Origin of the sequence: Campylobacter sp. CFSAN122748 (assembly GCF_045277125.1) — a bacterium.
In the GTDB taxonomy this organism is placed as follows: Bacteria; Campylobacterota; Campylobacteria; order Campylobacterales; family Campylobacteraceae; genus Campylobacter_D; species Campylobacter_D jejuni.
Genome location: NZ_CP116953.1, coordinates 771,576 through 786,347, shown reverse-complemented (window position 1 = coordinate 786,347; position 14,772 = coordinate 771,576). Strand labels below are relative to the sequence as shown.

Here is a 14,772-nt window from a genome sequence, read left to right as displayed (position 1 = left end):
ACTAAAATTGATTAAAAATTGACTATAATTACATTCTTAATTTTTTACAAGGGGAAAGTTTTGGCTTTGGATGAAAAAATTATTGCCTATACAGAAAATCCAGCTCGAGAGCTTTTAAGCGTAGCTTCACGAACAAACCTTAGCTTAAATGAGCTTGATTTTAGTTTATTGGCATTTTCTACACAATATCGTTTTGGAGATTTAGAATGGGGAAAAATCTCTGAAAAAGAATTAATTCTTTTTGATAAAGATGAAATTTTTTTAAAAAATGATCTTCAAATCAAGCAAGAATACAAAATAGAAATTTTCCACGGTATAAACCAAAGCAAAGCATCTCAAGCAGTCAAACTAGTTGCAAATAAAAATTTAACCAAAATAGTTGCTCAAATTGATTTTACAAATTTAGACTTTCATGAAAAACTAGCACTAGAACTTTTGCAAAATATTTATAAAAAGATGTTGAAACTTAAATTTTTAATAGGTATCCGCATTTTTGATTTTAAGAGAAATTTAATGTCTTTTTGCAACCAACATAAAAACACCCCTTTAAATAAAACTATACAAATCACCGTTGCACAAGGTATTGATCCTATAGAAAGTCAAGATGAGTCCCTGATCTTGACTTATAAAGAAAAAACCAAAAACTACACTATCGATGAAAAACGCTCAGGTATTATTGTTGTTGATGAAAATGAAGTTGTTTTAAAACACGCCAAATTTAAACAAGGTAAAGAAGGAAAAGACTTAAATTTGCACACCTTAAAAGTTTTAGCCGCAAATGAAAATAAAGTTAAATTTTCTTGTTCTTCAGCTTTTAAACAAGTAGAGCAAGATGGATACACAGAATATATAGCCTTAAAAAAAGGTTATGTAGTACAAGATGGTGAAAAATTTGATATTGCAAATGAACTAGATTTTAATGGGGTAGATTTTAAAAATATAGGGATTATAAGAGCTGGACTAGACAAAAATGTCAAAATCAATATAAAATTTCTTTCAGAAGTAAAAGATGCTGTAAATTCTGGCGTTGGGATAGAATGTGAAGAATTAAATGTAGTCGGAAGCGTAGGAAGCAACACTCAACTTAATGCCACCAAAATGAAAATTGAAGGCACTACACACTCTAAAGCCAAAATTCAAGCCAAACAAGCCTATATAAAAACTCATAGAGGATTTGCAGAAGCCGAAATTTTAAATATAGATTTGCTCGAAGGTGGAACAATCAAAGCCAAAGAAGTGAGAATTAAAAAAAGTTTAGGCGGAAATATACAAGCTGATAAAATCTATATAGAAAATTTAGAAAGTAATAATTCTTGTGTGTTTTTTGAAAACACCACAATAGAACGCATTAACGGGGATAACAATAAATTTCATGCTAAAATTAAAACTCTTGATAAAAATTATGATGAAGAATTTGCGATTTTAGGAGAGCAAATTTCTAAGTTAAATCATAAAATAAATAAAATAAGACAATACATTTTATCAAGCAAAAATGGAATTTTAAGCGTTGAAAAAAAGATAACAGAACTTAAAAATCAAGGTCAAAATGTTCCTGTACAATACGAAAAAGCCCTAAAAGATTTCTCTTTACAAAATCTTGAATTAAATAAACTACAAAATGAAGAAAAAGAACTTCTTGAACGCAAAAAATCTTTACAATTAGAATTAATCAATTTGCAAAAAATGCTTTTTGAAGCAACTTTTATAAATAAAAGCGGCAAATGGACTGATATGAATGAAATCAAATTTTCACTTCTAGAGCCTAAAGAAGATATTTTTTACTCTTCATTTGTTAATGAAAGTGCTAAATTTATAGGCATTAAAAAAGTCATACAAAACAACCAAGAAAGTATAGAAATACATAAAAAATTAGATTATGAAGAAAAGGATATAGCATGGTTGTCGGCATCGAAGGAATAATCACAAAAAAAGAACCTACTTTTATCATTGTTAAATGCACTAGTGGTTTAAGCTATGGGATATTTATTTCGCTTTTTTGTTCTGCTAAAATTCAAACTCAAGAAAAGCATGAGTTTTTTATCACTCAAATCATCAAAGAAGATTCTAATAAATTTTATGGCTTTTTGGATAAAGATGAACAAAAAATGTTTGAAATGCTTTTAAAAGTCAATGGAGTGGGTGCAAATACTGCTATGGCGGTATGCTCTAGTCTTGATGTAAATTCTTTTTACAAAGCGTTAAGTTTGGGCGATGAAAGCGTGCTTAAAAAAGTACCTGGCATAGGTCCAAAAAGTGCAAAACGCATTATAGTAGAACTTTCTGACACAAAAACCAAACTTGAAAATGTAAGCGATGATAAAAGCGAAGCCTTAGCCGCACTTCTTACTCTAGGCTTTAAACAAGAAAAAATCATAAGTGTTTTAGCAAGTGCTCAAGCAACAGGCACAAGCGAACTCATCAAAGAAGCTCTTAAAAAACTAGGATAAAGGAATAAAATGAAATTTGCAATACTTTTTGGCGGAAATTCTTATGAACATGAGATCAGTATAGTAAGTGCTGTAGTACTTAAAAAAGTTATCAATCAAAATTTAGAATTTATTTTTTGTGATGAAGAAAGAAGATTTTATCATATCCCAAGTGAAAAAATGAATTCTAAAACTTTTAGTACCAAAGCTTATAAAAAAGAAAAAGAACTTTTCATCAAACAAGGAGGTTTTTTTAGCAAAGGCTTTTTAAAAGAAAATAAACTAGAGTGCGAATGCGTGATCAATCTTATCCATGGTAGAGATGGAGAAGATGGAAAAATTGCGGCTTTATTTGAGTTTTATTCTATTAAATTTATAGGACCTAGGCTTGAAGCTAGTGTATTATCTTTCAACAAAGAACTTACCAAACTTTATGCCAAAAGCGTTGGAGTAAAAACACTTGATTATACCATGCTAAGAAAAAATCAAAACTCTAAAGAAAAGCTTAATTTTCCTTGCATTATCAAACCTGCAAGACTTGGAAGTAGTATAGGCATTAGCATAGTAAAAGATGAAAAAGATTTAGAATATGCCAAAGATGTAGGTTTTGAATTTGATAATGATCTTGTAGTGGAAGAATTTAAAAACAATATCAAAGAATACAATCTTGCAGGATGTATGATCAATGATGAGTTTGTTTTTTCCATCATAGAAGAGCCAAAGAAAAAAGAATTTTTAGACTTTGAACAAAAATATCTTAGCTTTTCAGGACACAATGAGCTTATAGAAGCGGATTTAAGCGAAGAATTAAAAGAAAAACTCAAAGACAGTTTTAAAAAGATCTACAATCCTTTGTTTAAAGGTGCTTTAATACGCTGCGATTTTTTTATACTGGATAATGAAATATATTTAAATGAAATCAACCCAAATCCTGGTTCTTTGGCTAATTATCTTTTTAAAGATTTTAATACCACTTTAAACGCTTTAGCTGATCAAATTTCACTTGAAAAAATGATAAAAATCAACTACAACTTCCTTCACTCCATCAACGGACAAAAAGGAAAATTATAAGCTTTTAAGTCAAAATACGCTAAATTATACATAAAATTTAGCGTATTTTAGGAAGAAAAATGCTCTCTTTTAAACAAGATGAAATTTACACTGCCACCGAGGTGGTAAGAAATTTTAGCCCCATTATGGAAAAACTCAAAAAAAGTGAAAGTGGAAAAATAGTTATTTTAAAAAATAACAAATTTGAAGCTGTAATGCTTAGTATGAAAGAATTTGAACGCTTACAAAATGCCATGCAACTTTTAGAAAATATCTACAAAAATCAAAAGGCTTAAAATGGCTCAAACTCAACTTTCTTATAAAAACAAAACTTATCAAATTTCTTATGAAATTTTAGGCGATCTTTCCTTACCGCAAATACTTATCTTACACGGCTGGGGAGCTAATAAAGAACTTATGAAGCAAAGTTTTTGTCCTTTTTTAAAAGATTTTTGTCAAATTTATATGGATTTGGCGGGTTTTGGAAATTCAAGCGTGGAAGAAATTTTAAACACTCAAGATTACGCCAATATCACAGAACTTTTTTTAAAACAAAAAAAACTCAATGTCTGTTTTTTCATGGGGCATTCTTTTGGCGGAAAAGTAAGTACCCTACTCGCAAAAGAAAAAGACACTCTAATCTTACTTTCAAGTGCAGGAATTTTGGCTAAAAAATCTCTAAAAGTGCGTTTTAAAATCCGTATTTTTAAAATTTTAAAACTCTTTGGTTTGGGAAAATTTTATCGCTATTTTGCTAGTAAAGATGGAGCAAATCTTAGTCCTATGATGTATGAAACCTTTAAAAGGGTTGTTGATGAGGATTTTAGTGAAATTTTTGCCAAGCAAAAGGCTAAAAGCTTGGTTTTTTGGGGGGAAAGCGATGAATCTACGCCTTTGTATTGTGGTGAAAAAATGCATCAATTTTTAAAAAATAGCACTTTTTATCCTTTAGAGGGAAATCATTTTTTCTTTTTAAAACATTCTGCTTTCATAGCTCAAAAAATTAAGGAAATTTAAATGCTTGTCAATACTCTTTATTTTATTAATTCTTTATTTTTTAATTTTTGTATAGCTTTTTATCTTATGAGTGCTTTACAATGGTATTCTTATAAATTTAAACGCGTGTTTTTTCATTATCATAAACCTTTGTGGCATTTGTATTTTTTATTTATTCCTTATTTTTTATTCTTAGCTTTTCCTTTATACTCTTTGGCATATTTTGCATTGATCCATACTCCGATTTTGTATTTTTGGAACAAAGGTATAGATAAAAAGCTTGTTTTTACAAGTAAGGTTAAATGGTTTTTTGTTTTTGTTTTTGTTTATAATGCTATTTTTGCTATCCTTGCTTTGCGTTTTTCTTTTCTTTTTAATCTTTTTAGCCTTCCTTTTGCTTTATTTAGTCTTAAAATTTATGAGTTTTTTACAAATTTATATTATAAAAAACAAGCCAAAGCCAAACTAAGAGCCAATGAAAATTTAAAAATCATACTCATTACCGCAAGTTTTGGAAAAACAAGTATTAAAAATTTTTTATACGAACTTTTAAAAGATGACTTTAAAAGCTACAAAACACCACGCTCTGTCAATACCTTGCTAGGCATAGTTGCTGATATCAACACCAATTTAAGCCAAGATACTCAAATTTACATAGCTGAAGCAGGTGCTAGACTTAAAGGCGATATTGATGAAATCACTCGTTTTTTACAACCTCACATCAGCATAGTAGGAGAGATAGGCAATGCACATTTAGAGTATTTTAAAAGTGTTGAAAATATCCGCTCAACCAAACTTGAAGCCTTAAATTCCAAAAGACTAGAAAAGGCTTTTTTACACTCTAGCACCCAAAAAGAAGAAGATAAACTCATCAGCCTTTATGATGAGAAATTAAGTCTTATTCATTCAAGTCTTGAAGGTTTAGAATTTAAAGTCGATATAGAAAATAAATCCTATGATTTTAAAAGTCAAATTTTAGGGGATTTTAATGCGCAAAATCTTTGTGTTTGTATACTTTGTGCTCATTATCTTGGCATAAAACTAGAAAAAATTCAAAAGCAAGTTTTAAATATAAATTCCGTAGAACATCGCTTGCAAGTGCTTTCAAGAGAGCCTAAATTTATCATAGATGATGGTTTTAATGGAAATTTTAAAGGTATGAGCACAAGCTATAAACTTTGTAAAAGCTATAAAGGACGCAAAGTTTTAGTAAGTCCTGGTATAGTAGAAGTAAGCGAAGAAGAAAATATAAAACTTGCTAAAATCATCAATGAGTGTTTTGATCTTGCTATCATTAGTGCACAAATCAATGCTGAAATTTTCAAAAAAGAGTTAAAAATAAAAACCATTATACTTAAAGAAAAGAGTCAGCTAGTTCAAACTCTAGCTAAAGAAACAAAACACGGAGATTTGATACTCTTTTCAAACGATGCACCTAGCTTTATGTGATTTGCATAAGTATTTGCAAATGTCATCATTTTCAATTTGACTTCGTGCAAATACTTCCTAAACCCTAGTCTGCCCTATAAGATTATTTAATCTATCCATTATAGAATTAACATAAGAGTCTATACTTTGGTTACTTGCTTTCCAACCATTAGCTTTTGCTTGATTAAACTGATTATCAAACCAAGCTCCACCATAACCTATGCTTGCATTTTGCCAAGCAACTCCTTTATCCATTGCATATATATCTGCATCAAGCCAGCCATCTTGTGCATAACCTTTTAATAAACTTGCAAAATCTACTTTGCCTGTCATGATGTCATCGAAATCTACATTAGAGTATTTTGGAATACTTTGTTTGGCAACATTAAGATTATAATTCATTGCTTGCGGTGCAATAGTTGTATTTTTTCCTGCAACCATATAACCACCTTCTGATTTTAAAAAGCTCATAAACAAAGCTTCTTTAGAATAACTTCCATCTTCATTTTGTGGATAAACTGACATATCAGGATTAAATCCACCTTCCATTAAAGCTCCTTGTGATAAACTTTGAGTTGATATATTTAATTTTTGCGAATAAAAATCAATACCCATCATTCCCATTTGTATTGCTTGAGCTTCATGAAATTCATCATCTGTTTTAAAAACATTAGTTACTTTTGTGTTAGAATGATTAACTAGTCCTAATGCATTATAAGGATTGGATTGATCTGAAAAATCTAAACCTTTATAGCCAACAGAAATATAACCCTTGGGCATAGAATTTATATCTGCTTCAGTGAAACTTGTTTTATTGGTATCATTAAAAGTATGATTAACAATTTGATTAAATTGATTATAGTATTGTTTTATGGTATCAGCCATATCGATATTGGTAAAATAGCGAGAAATTCCTAGCTGTTCTTTTATATCTTGATATTGTGCTTCATTAAAGTTATATATCTCATCCAAAGTAGATTTATGTATCTTAAAATCTTCAGGAAGTCCCGCAGCTTTGTTAAAATCACTTCCCATATAGCCATCTTTATCTACACTATAACCATAGGCTGTATTGGTAGAAGTGCTTATATCTGCTTGTTTGTATTTTAGAGTATAAATAGAGTTTTTAAATTCACTTGATATATTATAATTAGGGGAAGCTGTTTGAGTGGTATTATTAATGCTAAGATTAGTGTTATTGCTAGTATTTGTTGTATTAGTAGAATTTAATACTTCACTTCTTGCTAGAGTTTGTGAATTTTTACTTTCTATATCGCTTAACTTACTAGCATTTTGTTTTAAAAAAGCATTAGCAAAACTTATTTTAGAATTTTCTTTACTTTCTTTATTAGCTTTTACTTGTGAAAGTATAGAATTATAATTTGAGTTATCATTAATGCTAAAGATACTCATATTAATTCCTTGATTTAGATTTTTTTGCCTTCAATCTAAATATATTAAAATAATATAAGCAAAATCTGTTCCGTTTTGGGGTGAAAAGAAAATATTTATCACATCAAAGGCAAGGTAAAATAAAAATTCTTAGGATCGCTTTGAAAACTTAACTCTCCTTTATGAGCGTTTATGATTTCTTTAGAAAGAGACAAGCCAAGCCCATTGCCTTTAAGTTTTGTTGTTTTAAAAGCTTCAAAAACCAATTTCTCATCTTTTATTTCACAACCATTATCATACACTCTGATGCATATTTTTTCATTATCACAACTTGCTAAAATTTTAATCATAGGCTTTTCACATTCGCTTTCTTCTATCGCATCAATAGCATTATAAATCAAATTTTGCAAAACCAAACCAAGAAGAGCTTTATCAGCACAAATCTGCTTATCCAAAAAAGATATTTCAAAGTCTATTTGAGAAGTGAAATTATAAGAGTTAATGGCACTTTCACACTCTTCTTTTAACTCTAAAAGATTAAAATTTAAAGCATTGATGTGCACACCCTTAGTAAAAAGTAAAGTTGAATTTACGATACGCTCTACTCTAGCAATAGCCTTTTGGATTTCAAGAACTATATGCTTATTTTTAAGCTCACTACGAGCAAAAAGGGTTGAAGCAAGCAAAGATATAGATCCAATAGGATTTCTTATCTCATGTGCCAAATGAGCCGCTACACTACCCATGCTTGCAAGCCTTTCATTGCGTTTTTCATCGCTAATATCTGTAGCTGAAACTATAGTTTTTTCATTATGTGCTATGATTTTTACCGCATAAAACCTACCTTCAAATTCAAGCTCATCGCGAATTTTATCAAGACTAATGATACTAAGTAATTTTGGATTTTTCAAGGCTTCTTGATTTTGTAAAATAATATTTTTTTCTTTATCTAAAATCCAAAGCGCACTAGGCAATACCTCTATAATCTCATCAACCATTGCGCGTAAGGAATTATAGTTTTCATTTAAAGTTTTGTATTCATTTTCTATTACATAAGTTTGTTCTATAAGACTTTCTAAGCCTTTTTGTAGGGTTTCTTTTTCATTTGAGTCTAAACTTTTTAAAATACTTTCATTCATTTATCATTCCTCTAATAAAATCTTAAAATCATTCAAATCAAGTAAAAGCAAATTCTGTTCGCATATTTTATCAAATTCCTTGCTAAAACCATTTTTTGAGATTATAATGTAATAATTTGGAGTCAAATTTAAAGACTTTACTTTTGATTTTAAAAGATTTAAAATATTTTTACAAATTTTTTTATTTTTAAATTTAACTTCTCCGACAAAACACAAATTTTCATTTTGATAATAAAGATCAAGTTCTAAATTCTTATCCCAGTAGCTTTGCACTCCGTTGATATTGAATTTTTTCTCAAGCAATTCTCTAGAAAGTTGTTCAAAACAAAAACTTTGATAAAGCTCAAATTTTTCCTTAATGCATTCTAAAACTTCTTTATAACGATTTTGCAAAATAAGCTTTTCATTGGGCTTTAAAAAATAAAAAAAGAAACGAGTAAAATGGTTGCTAAATATAATCTTATCTTGGACAACATAAGATCTTAGTTCTTTTTTGATTTTTTGTCTTTTATCTTTTATTTTTTTAGCTTCCTTACTATACTCAAGTTTTATTATACCTGTTTCTAAAAGATATTTAAGTGTAGATAAAGCTTTAAAATGTTGAATTTTTCTATTGATAGAAAAACGCTTGCGATTGTTTTTAGCTAGTAAAGTAAGAGCGTAAGAACTTGTTTCATCCAAGGCGAAATAACTTTTAATTTTTAGATAATCATCAAGCAAAATTCGCTCTATATTTGTAAATACATCGTCTTCAAAATTTAAAATGTTTAATTTTTCAAAACCTTCAAACACACTATAAAAATCAAAAAGCTTGCTTAAAGACAAATTCTTATGCAAATCTACAAAGTTCTTAAATTTTATATTTTTCCTTTTATAAAGCATTTTTATAGTATAATTTTAGCAAATTTTTATAAGGATTGTATTTGCAAATTTCAGATTTAAAAAAAGAATTGATCTTAAAAAAAGGTATTTTGCATTTTGACTTCACAGCAAGTGCTTTAGCTCTAAAATGTGTAGAAAAAGAAATTTCAAAAATTCTCCCAACCTATGCAAACACACATTCTGATAGCTCTTTGAATTCTTTTAAAACTCAACAAACTTACGAACAAGCAAGAAAAGATATAAAAAAAAGTTTATCATTAGATGAAAATTTTGCCCTTATAGCTTGCGGAACAGGATCAAGCAGTGCTATTAAAAAATTTCAAGAATTGATCGGCATTTACATTCCCCCTCTTGTAAAAGAAAGATATTTTACGCAAATTGATAAAAATACCTTACCTTTAGTTATCGTAGGGCCTTATGAGCATCATTCTAATGAACTTTCATTTCGAGAAGGCTTGTGCGAATGTATTAGAATTCCCTTGGATAAAAATGGGGAAATTGATTTTGATTTTCTAGAAAAAACTTTACAAAAAAACAAAAAAAGAAAAATAATCGCTAGCTTTTCTTTAGCTTCAAATGTTACTGGGATATTAAGTGATTACAAACGCATTTCTGAAATGGTTCGTAAATTTAAAGGGATAGTTGCTTTTGATGCATCTAGTTTCATTCCCTATAAAAACATATCTTGTCAATACTATGATGCGTTGTTTATAAGTTCTCATAAATTAATCGGTGGTATTGGCGGTTCTGGACTTTTAGCTATCAAAAAAGATCTTTGTGGAAACAAGCCTAGCTTTGCAGCAGGTGGAACTGTGGGCTATGTTTCTCGCACTTCACAATGCTACCTTTGCAATGAAGAAGCTTTAGAAGAAGGAGGAACACCTGGAATTTTACAACTCATTCGCGCTAGCTTAGCTTTTAAAATCAAAGATTCTATAGGGATTAAAAATATAGAAAAAAAAGAAGAAATTCTAAAAGATTATTTTTTTGAAAAACTAAAAACTATACCTAATTTAATTTTATACGCAAAGAATTTAAAAACCCGATTGCCTATTTTTGCTTTCAATATCAAAGGAATTTCTCCTTTTGATATCGCTTACGAACTTAGTAAAAAATACCACATAGAAACACGCGCTGGATGTGCTTGTGCTGGGCCTTATGGTCATGATTTGCTAGGCTTAAAAGATAATCAAAAACTTAAAACAAAACCAGGTTGGTTAAGAATAAGCTTGCATTATACGCATGAAAAAGAGGATATTGATTATTTTTTTAATGCTTTAAATAAAACTATAATAAAATTATCACATTAAAATATTATAGTTTTATTATTATATATAAAAATTCTATCTTCAAAAGCCAAATCAAGTGCTTTTGAAAGAACATCTTTTTCTATATTTCTACCTGCTTGCTGCATATCTTGCCAAGTAAATTCATGGTTTACAGGCGAAACAGCTTGAGTGATAATAGGACCTTCATCAAGATTATTATTTACAAAATGTGCCGTAGCTCCAATTATTTTAACCCCTCTTTCAAAGGCTTGTTTATAAGGATTTGCTCCTATAAATGCAGGTAAAAAAGAATGGTGAATATTTATAATCTTGCCTTCAAAATGCCTAACAAAATCAGGAGATAAAATTCGCATATATTTTGCTAAAACCAAATAATCAAATTTATATTGTTCAAGACATTTTAAAATCTGATTTTCTTGCTCTTTACGATCTAAATTTTCAGCGCTGATAAAATGATAAGGAATTTCAAATTTCTCAACTAAATCCTTTAAAGAGTTGTGATTTGAAATCACAGCTTTGATATTTGCTTCAAGTTCGTTACTATAATGCTTTATTAGCAAATCTCCCAAACAATGACTTTCTTTAGTAGCAAAAACAACAATATCTTTTTTTCTCTTCTCGCAAAGCTCTATCAAGGCTTCTTGTCCAAGCATAGCCTCAAGCGTTCCTATAAAAGCTTCTTTATCAAACTCACCTTCTAAAAGAGCACGAAAAAAAAACATTCCTTCGCCTACAAATTCATCGTTTTTTACTATATTGATATGATATTTAAAAATAACATCAGAAATTCTATAGATTAAACCTTTTTGATCTTTGGTGCAAATTTTTAATACAGAAATCATTTAGCTAAACCTTTTATATATTCTTTTAATTCATTCTCTCTTGCTTCTTGAAGCTTTAGGCCAAGAATTTTACCACAAAATCCAGCATTTATGAAATCTTTTGCTAAAATTTTACTTTCAAACTTATTCTCATAAAGCCCTAATCTTTTAGCTTGCTCAATACGCTTTTTACTCCAAAGTCCAAGCCATTCCTTCAAAGGCATTTCAAAAGCAATTTTTGCTAGCTCAAAATCACTTATATCATCAAGATAAAAAGCTTGATTTGCGTATTTTAGGTATTCTTTTTGAAGTTTGGTTCTTTTAAAAAATATATCTTTTTCTAAATTAAAAAAATTCAAATACAAATACAAGAATAAAGCATCGCTTTTTACAAATTCTCTACTTTGTCTGAGCAAATTTTGAAATTCCAAACTCTTAAAAATACTCTCAAAGCCGAAAATCTGTTTTTCTAAGTCAAGTTCTTGCAAATATCTATAGCCGACATCAAGTCTAGGACTTTTAAAGAATTTATAAAGCTCCGCATTGATCCTATCTTTGCTAAGATCAGTTATATCCATACTTTGCATCAATTTCAAGCTTTCGCTAGTTATCTTAAAGTTAAACCTTGAAGCAAATACTACTGCTCTTAATACTCTTAAACTATCCTCTTGAAAGCTTTGTTTATCAATATGCCTTAAAAAGCCTGCTCCTAGATCTTTTAATCCTCCATAAAAATCTAAAAACTCATCGTTAAAAAGATTAATCATCATAGAATTTATGGTAAAATCGCGTCTTTTGGCGCCAAGTTTTTCATCATTACAAATTTGAACTTCAAAACCTTTATGTCCATAGCTTATTTTATTTTCGGTTCTAGCAAGAGCTAAATCATAATTTTTAAACTTATACACAAAAAAACTTTTTCCAAAGCCTTGTGCGCCCAATTTTTGCATAATCTTTTCAAAATCTTTAGGTTTTATATCATAAAGCTCTATATCATAGTCACAAATTTTTAAGCCTAAAAACAAATCCCTAACGCTACCTCCAACCAAATACGCTCGTTTGGTATAAGGCTTTAAAAACTCAGCAATAAACTGTAAATCGGGATTATTTTTTAAGCTTATCTTCGATATTTGCAAGTAAAAACTCTAAAAAATTTATGGTCAAGTTTAACCTATTTTCAAGATCATCTTTTTTTATGCTATTTAAACCTTCAAAAAGAACTAAAATTCTCTCTCTAAGATGTTTTAAAAAAATATCCTCATTAAGCGTTTGAACCTCTGTCATAACACTAGGATTTAAAATTTCACTTTGTAAAAAAGGCTCTTCTTTTTTAAACTCTTTATTTTCCTGAGTAGAAATTTCAATATTATTTTGTATTTTTTGCTCTTCTTCAAATTTTGCCATAGAAATTTTATCTTCTAAGTCTTGCGGAGTATCAAGCTCTTCGCATACAAACTCCATAGGTGGTAATTCATCTTTTATTTCAGTTTTTCTATTTAATTCTTGTTCTTTTAAAATTTCATTTTGTCTTCTTTGCTCTTCCATGATAGAGCTAACTTCGCTAATGGTTTTTTTAGCTAAATCTTCCAAATTCATATTTTTATCAACCACCTTTTAAATTCATTAATTTCTTCATCGCTTTTCATATTAATAAAAAAATCCAACATTTGAGTGTTTAAGTCTTTATGCTTGGATCTAAAACCACTAAGACGACGAACCGCATCGATAGCGTTTTGATTATCCGGATCTTCTTTTAAGATATTTTTATAAATTTCTAAAGCTTCGTCTTTTAACCCTTGAGCCTCATAGATAGAAGCTTCAGTGACTGTATTTTTCATCACTGTTTCCTAAAATTTTTCTTTAATTCTAGCAAAAAGCTTTTTAATTTATCTTTAAGAAAATAAGATGTTTTTTAATGTCTATTTTGTTTTAAACAGTTTTTCTATATATTCTTTTTTTTCTTTCTCTAAACTAGAATTTAATTCTTTTTGTTCTTTTTTAACTTGCGCTTTTAAATCTTGATTTTTAAAATACACATAATCAATTCCAAAAATAACACCAATTATAATAAGCAATGGGATTAAAAATACCATCTTTACACTTTAAGAAAATTGATTAAATACACTACCATAGTAGCGAACATTCTCAGCATTTTCATTTTTTTCTATCGTTTCTATTGCGCCGCTATTGATTGCTTTTTGGATATCATCATTTAAATCTTGATAAGAAAAAACCATATTAATACTGATAATATTTGGCAATTTCTCAAGCATTTTATAAGAGTTTAACTCATCTTCTAAATTTTCACTTTCAATCACAACTATAATCTTTTCATTTTCACAAAGTTCTACAGAACAAAAAGGAATTTCAGATATAGCCTTTTTTAAATCATTTATATATTCTTCTTTTGCTAAAATCAAAACACTAGAAAGATTATTCATCAATACTCCTAAACATTATACTATCACCAAAGCCTGAAACGATAAAATCTTTATTGTTTAAAAAAATAATAAACTCACTCATCAAATTTTCATTATTAAAAGTTTTAACAGGCTTAAAATCACTTGTGCTAAAAACTTCACTAACTCCAGCTTCATTATCGCTATAAACAGCGAATTCTCCACTAGGACTTAAAGCACAAGTATATATCAAAAAATCTTTTTGCAAAAAATTTTGCTCTTCATTTTTTACAACTCCTATACGCCTATCCGTTCCACAACTTAAAATAACATTATTTTTAAAATCTACTTGATAGATATTATCTTTATGCATTTTATCATAGTTTTTTAACATCTTCCAATTTTTCAAATCAAAAAGTTCTACTTCGCCACTCTCAAAACCTGCAACTAGTCTACTCTTATCTTCATTTAAAACTGCATCATTAAGACTAGAATGGGAAAAATTAAATTTTTTTATATTTTTTAAACTTTTATCAATCAATTCTATTTCAGAACCAATAGAAATCAAAAGATAAGTGTTTTCATTGATAAAAAATGCTTTTATTATGCTATTTTCTTCGAGCTTTTTGATTTGTAAATTTTCCTTATAAAAACTTAAATTTTTAGCACCAAAATCACCCTCGCTAAGTATTAAAAGTGTATGTTTAAAAACATCAATGTTATAAATCTTAGCAAAATCATAACCATAATAATTTTTAATCTTTGGTAAAGATAAAAGTTCTTTTAAACTTTTATCTTTAATGTTATATTGTAAAATTTCACCTTTATCAGTGCCTATATATAAGTTTTGCTTATCAAGCTTTAAAGCTGTTATATTAGCATTTAATTTCAGCTCATAAGCATAAGACAAAACACAAAAAAGACTCAAAATAAAAAGAAATTTTTTCATT

Annotated in this window: 17 protein-coding genes; 7 read left to right on the top strand and 10 right to left on the bottom strand. The window is 28.7% G+C overall.

What is annotated here, in order from left to right:
• Positions 1 to 60 precede the first annotated feature (60 nt).
• Genes OT390_RS04150 through OT390_RS04125 form a run of 6 tightly spaced genes read left to right on the top strand, consistent with a single transcriptional unit; the run spans position 61 to position 5,921 of the window.
• Complete coding sequence (locus OT390_RS04150) at positions 61 to 1,920, top strand: flagellar assembly protein A (protein WP_032587060.1); 1,860 nt, start codon at positions 61 to 63, stop codon at positions 1,918 to 1,920.
• Positions 1,896 to 2,447 carry a Holliday junction branch migration protein RuvA gene (gene ruvA / locus OT390_RS04145; RefSeq protein ID WP_002859828.1) on the top strand — a complete coding sequence of 184 codons (552 nt, stop codon included), beginning with the start codon at positions 1,896 to 1,898 and terminating at the stop codon, positions 2,445 to 2,447. The genes OT390_RS04150 and ruvA overlap by 25 nt, the downstream gene beginning before the upstream one ends.
• A 9-nt stretch (positions 2,448 to 2,456) precedes the next feature.
• Entirely contained in the window at positions 2,457 to 3,497 is a 1,041-nt protein-coding gene (locus OT390_RS04140) for a D-alanine--D-alanine ligase (RefSeq protein WP_032582892.1), read from the top strand.
• A gap of 59 nt (positions 3,498 to 3,556) precedes the next feature.
• Entirely contained in the window at positions 3,557 to 3,772 is a 216-nt protein-coding gene (locus tag OT390_RS04135; protein ID WP_002852622.1) for a type II toxin-antitoxin system Phd/YefM family antitoxin, read from the top strand.
• A 1-nt stretch (position 3,773) separates the two neighbouring features.
• Positions 3,774 to 4,493: an alpha/beta fold hydrolase gene (locus tag OT390_RS04130; RefSeq protein ID WP_032580973.1), complete on the top strand. Its 720-nt coding sequence runs from the start codon at positions 3,774 to 3,776 to the stop codon at positions 4,491 to 4,493.
• Complete coding sequence (locus OT390_RS04125) at positions 4,494 to 5,921, top strand: UDP-N-acetylmuramoyl-tripeptide--D-alanyl-D-alanine ligase (protein ID WP_052800247.1); 1,428 nt, start codon at positions 4,494 to 4,496, stop codon at positions 5,919 to 5,921. It begins immediately after the preceding gene.
• Between the two features lie 57 nt (positions 5,922 to 5,978).
• On the opposite strand, the gene OT390_RS04120 is transcribed toward OT390_RS04125, so the two are convergent.
• From OT390_RS04120 to OT390_RS04110, 3 genes are all read right to left on the bottom strand, one after another.
• On the bottom strand, positions 5,979 to 7,313 hold the full coding sequence (locus OT390_RS04120; RefSeq protein ID WP_406611518.1) for a Cj0814 family flagellar-dependent secreted protein: 1,335 nt from the start codon (positions 7,311 to 7,313) through the stop codon (positions 5,979 to 5,981).
• Between the two features lie 98 nt (positions 7,314 to 7,411).
• On the bottom strand, positions 7,412 to 8,431 hold the full coding sequence (gene flgS / locus OT390_RS04115; RefSeq protein WP_002935456.1) for a fla regulon two-component system sensor histidine kinase FlgS: 1,020 nt from the start codon (positions 8,429 to 8,431) through the stop codon (positions 7,412 to 7,414).
• A gap of 3 nt (positions 8,432 to 8,434) precedes the next feature.
• On the bottom strand, positions 8,435 to 9,313 hold the full coding sequence (locus OT390_RS04110; RefSeq protein WP_002859822.1) for a DUF234 domain-containing protein: 879 nt from the start codon (positions 9,311 to 9,313) through the stop codon (positions 8,435 to 8,437).
• A 35-nt stretch (positions 9,314 to 9,348) separates the two neighbouring features.
• Here OT390_RS04110 and OT390_RS04105 point away from each other — a divergent pair, with 35 nt between their 5' ends.
• Positions 9,349 to 10,623, top strand: coding sequence for an aminotransferase class V-fold PLP-dependent enzyme (locus OT390_RS04105; RefSeq protein WP_079346773.1), 1,275 nt, complete (start codon positions 9,349 to 9,351; stop codon positions 10,621 to 10,623).
• On the opposite strand, the gene purU is transcribed toward OT390_RS04105, so the two are convergent.
• The 7 genes from purU to OT390_RS04070 form a co-directional block, all read right to left on the bottom strand.
• Positions 10,620 to 11,444: a formyltetrahydrofolate deformylase gene (gene purU / locus OT390_RS04100; RefSeq protein WP_002859821.1), complete on the bottom strand. Its 825-nt coding sequence runs from the start codon at positions 11,442 to 11,444 to the stop codon at positions 10,620 to 10,622. The genes OT390_RS04105 and purU overlap by 4 nt on opposite strands.
• Entirely contained in the window at positions 11,441 to 12,559 is a 1,119-nt protein-coding gene (locus OT390_RS04095) for a CCA tRNA nucleotidyltransferase (RefSeq protein ID WP_020246962.1), read from the bottom strand. The genes purU and OT390_RS04095 overlap by 4 nt, the downstream gene beginning before the upstream one ends.
• Entirely contained in the window at positions 12,528 to 13,019 is a 492-nt protein-coding gene (locus OT390_RS04090) for a CiaD-like domain-containing protein (RefSeq protein ID WP_002856776.1), read from the bottom strand. Before OT390_RS04090 ends, OT390_RS04095 begins: the two co-directional genes overlap by 32 nt.
• Entirely contained in the window at positions 13,016 to 13,264 is a 249-nt protein-coding gene (locus OT390_RS04085; protein ID WP_002859818.1) for a tetratricopeptide repeat protein, read from the bottom strand. Before OT390_RS04085 ends, OT390_RS04090 begins: the two co-directional genes overlap by 4 nt.
• 78 nt (positions 13,265 to 13,342) lie before the next feature.
• Entirely contained in the window at positions 13,343 to 13,516 is a 174-nt protein-coding gene (tatA2, locus tag OT390_RS04080) for a Sec-independent protein translocase subunit TatA2 (RefSeq protein WP_002859817.1), read from the bottom strand.
• A gap of 9 nt (positions 13,517 to 13,525) precedes the next feature.
• Positions 13,526 to 13,864, bottom strand: coding sequence for a chaperone NapD (locus tag OT390_RS04075; RefSeq protein WP_002852435.1), 339 nt, complete (start codon positions 13,862 to 13,864; stop codon positions 13,526 to 13,528).
• Positions 13,857 to 14,771, bottom strand: a complete 915-nt coding sequence (locus OT390_RS04070; RefSeq protein WP_032587067.1) for a WD40 repeat domain-containing protein — start codon at positions 14,769 to 14,771, stop codon at positions 13,857 to 13,859. The genes OT390_RS04075 and OT390_RS04070 overlap by 8 nt, the downstream gene beginning before the upstream one ends.
• Position 14,772: the final 1 nt, after the last annotated feature.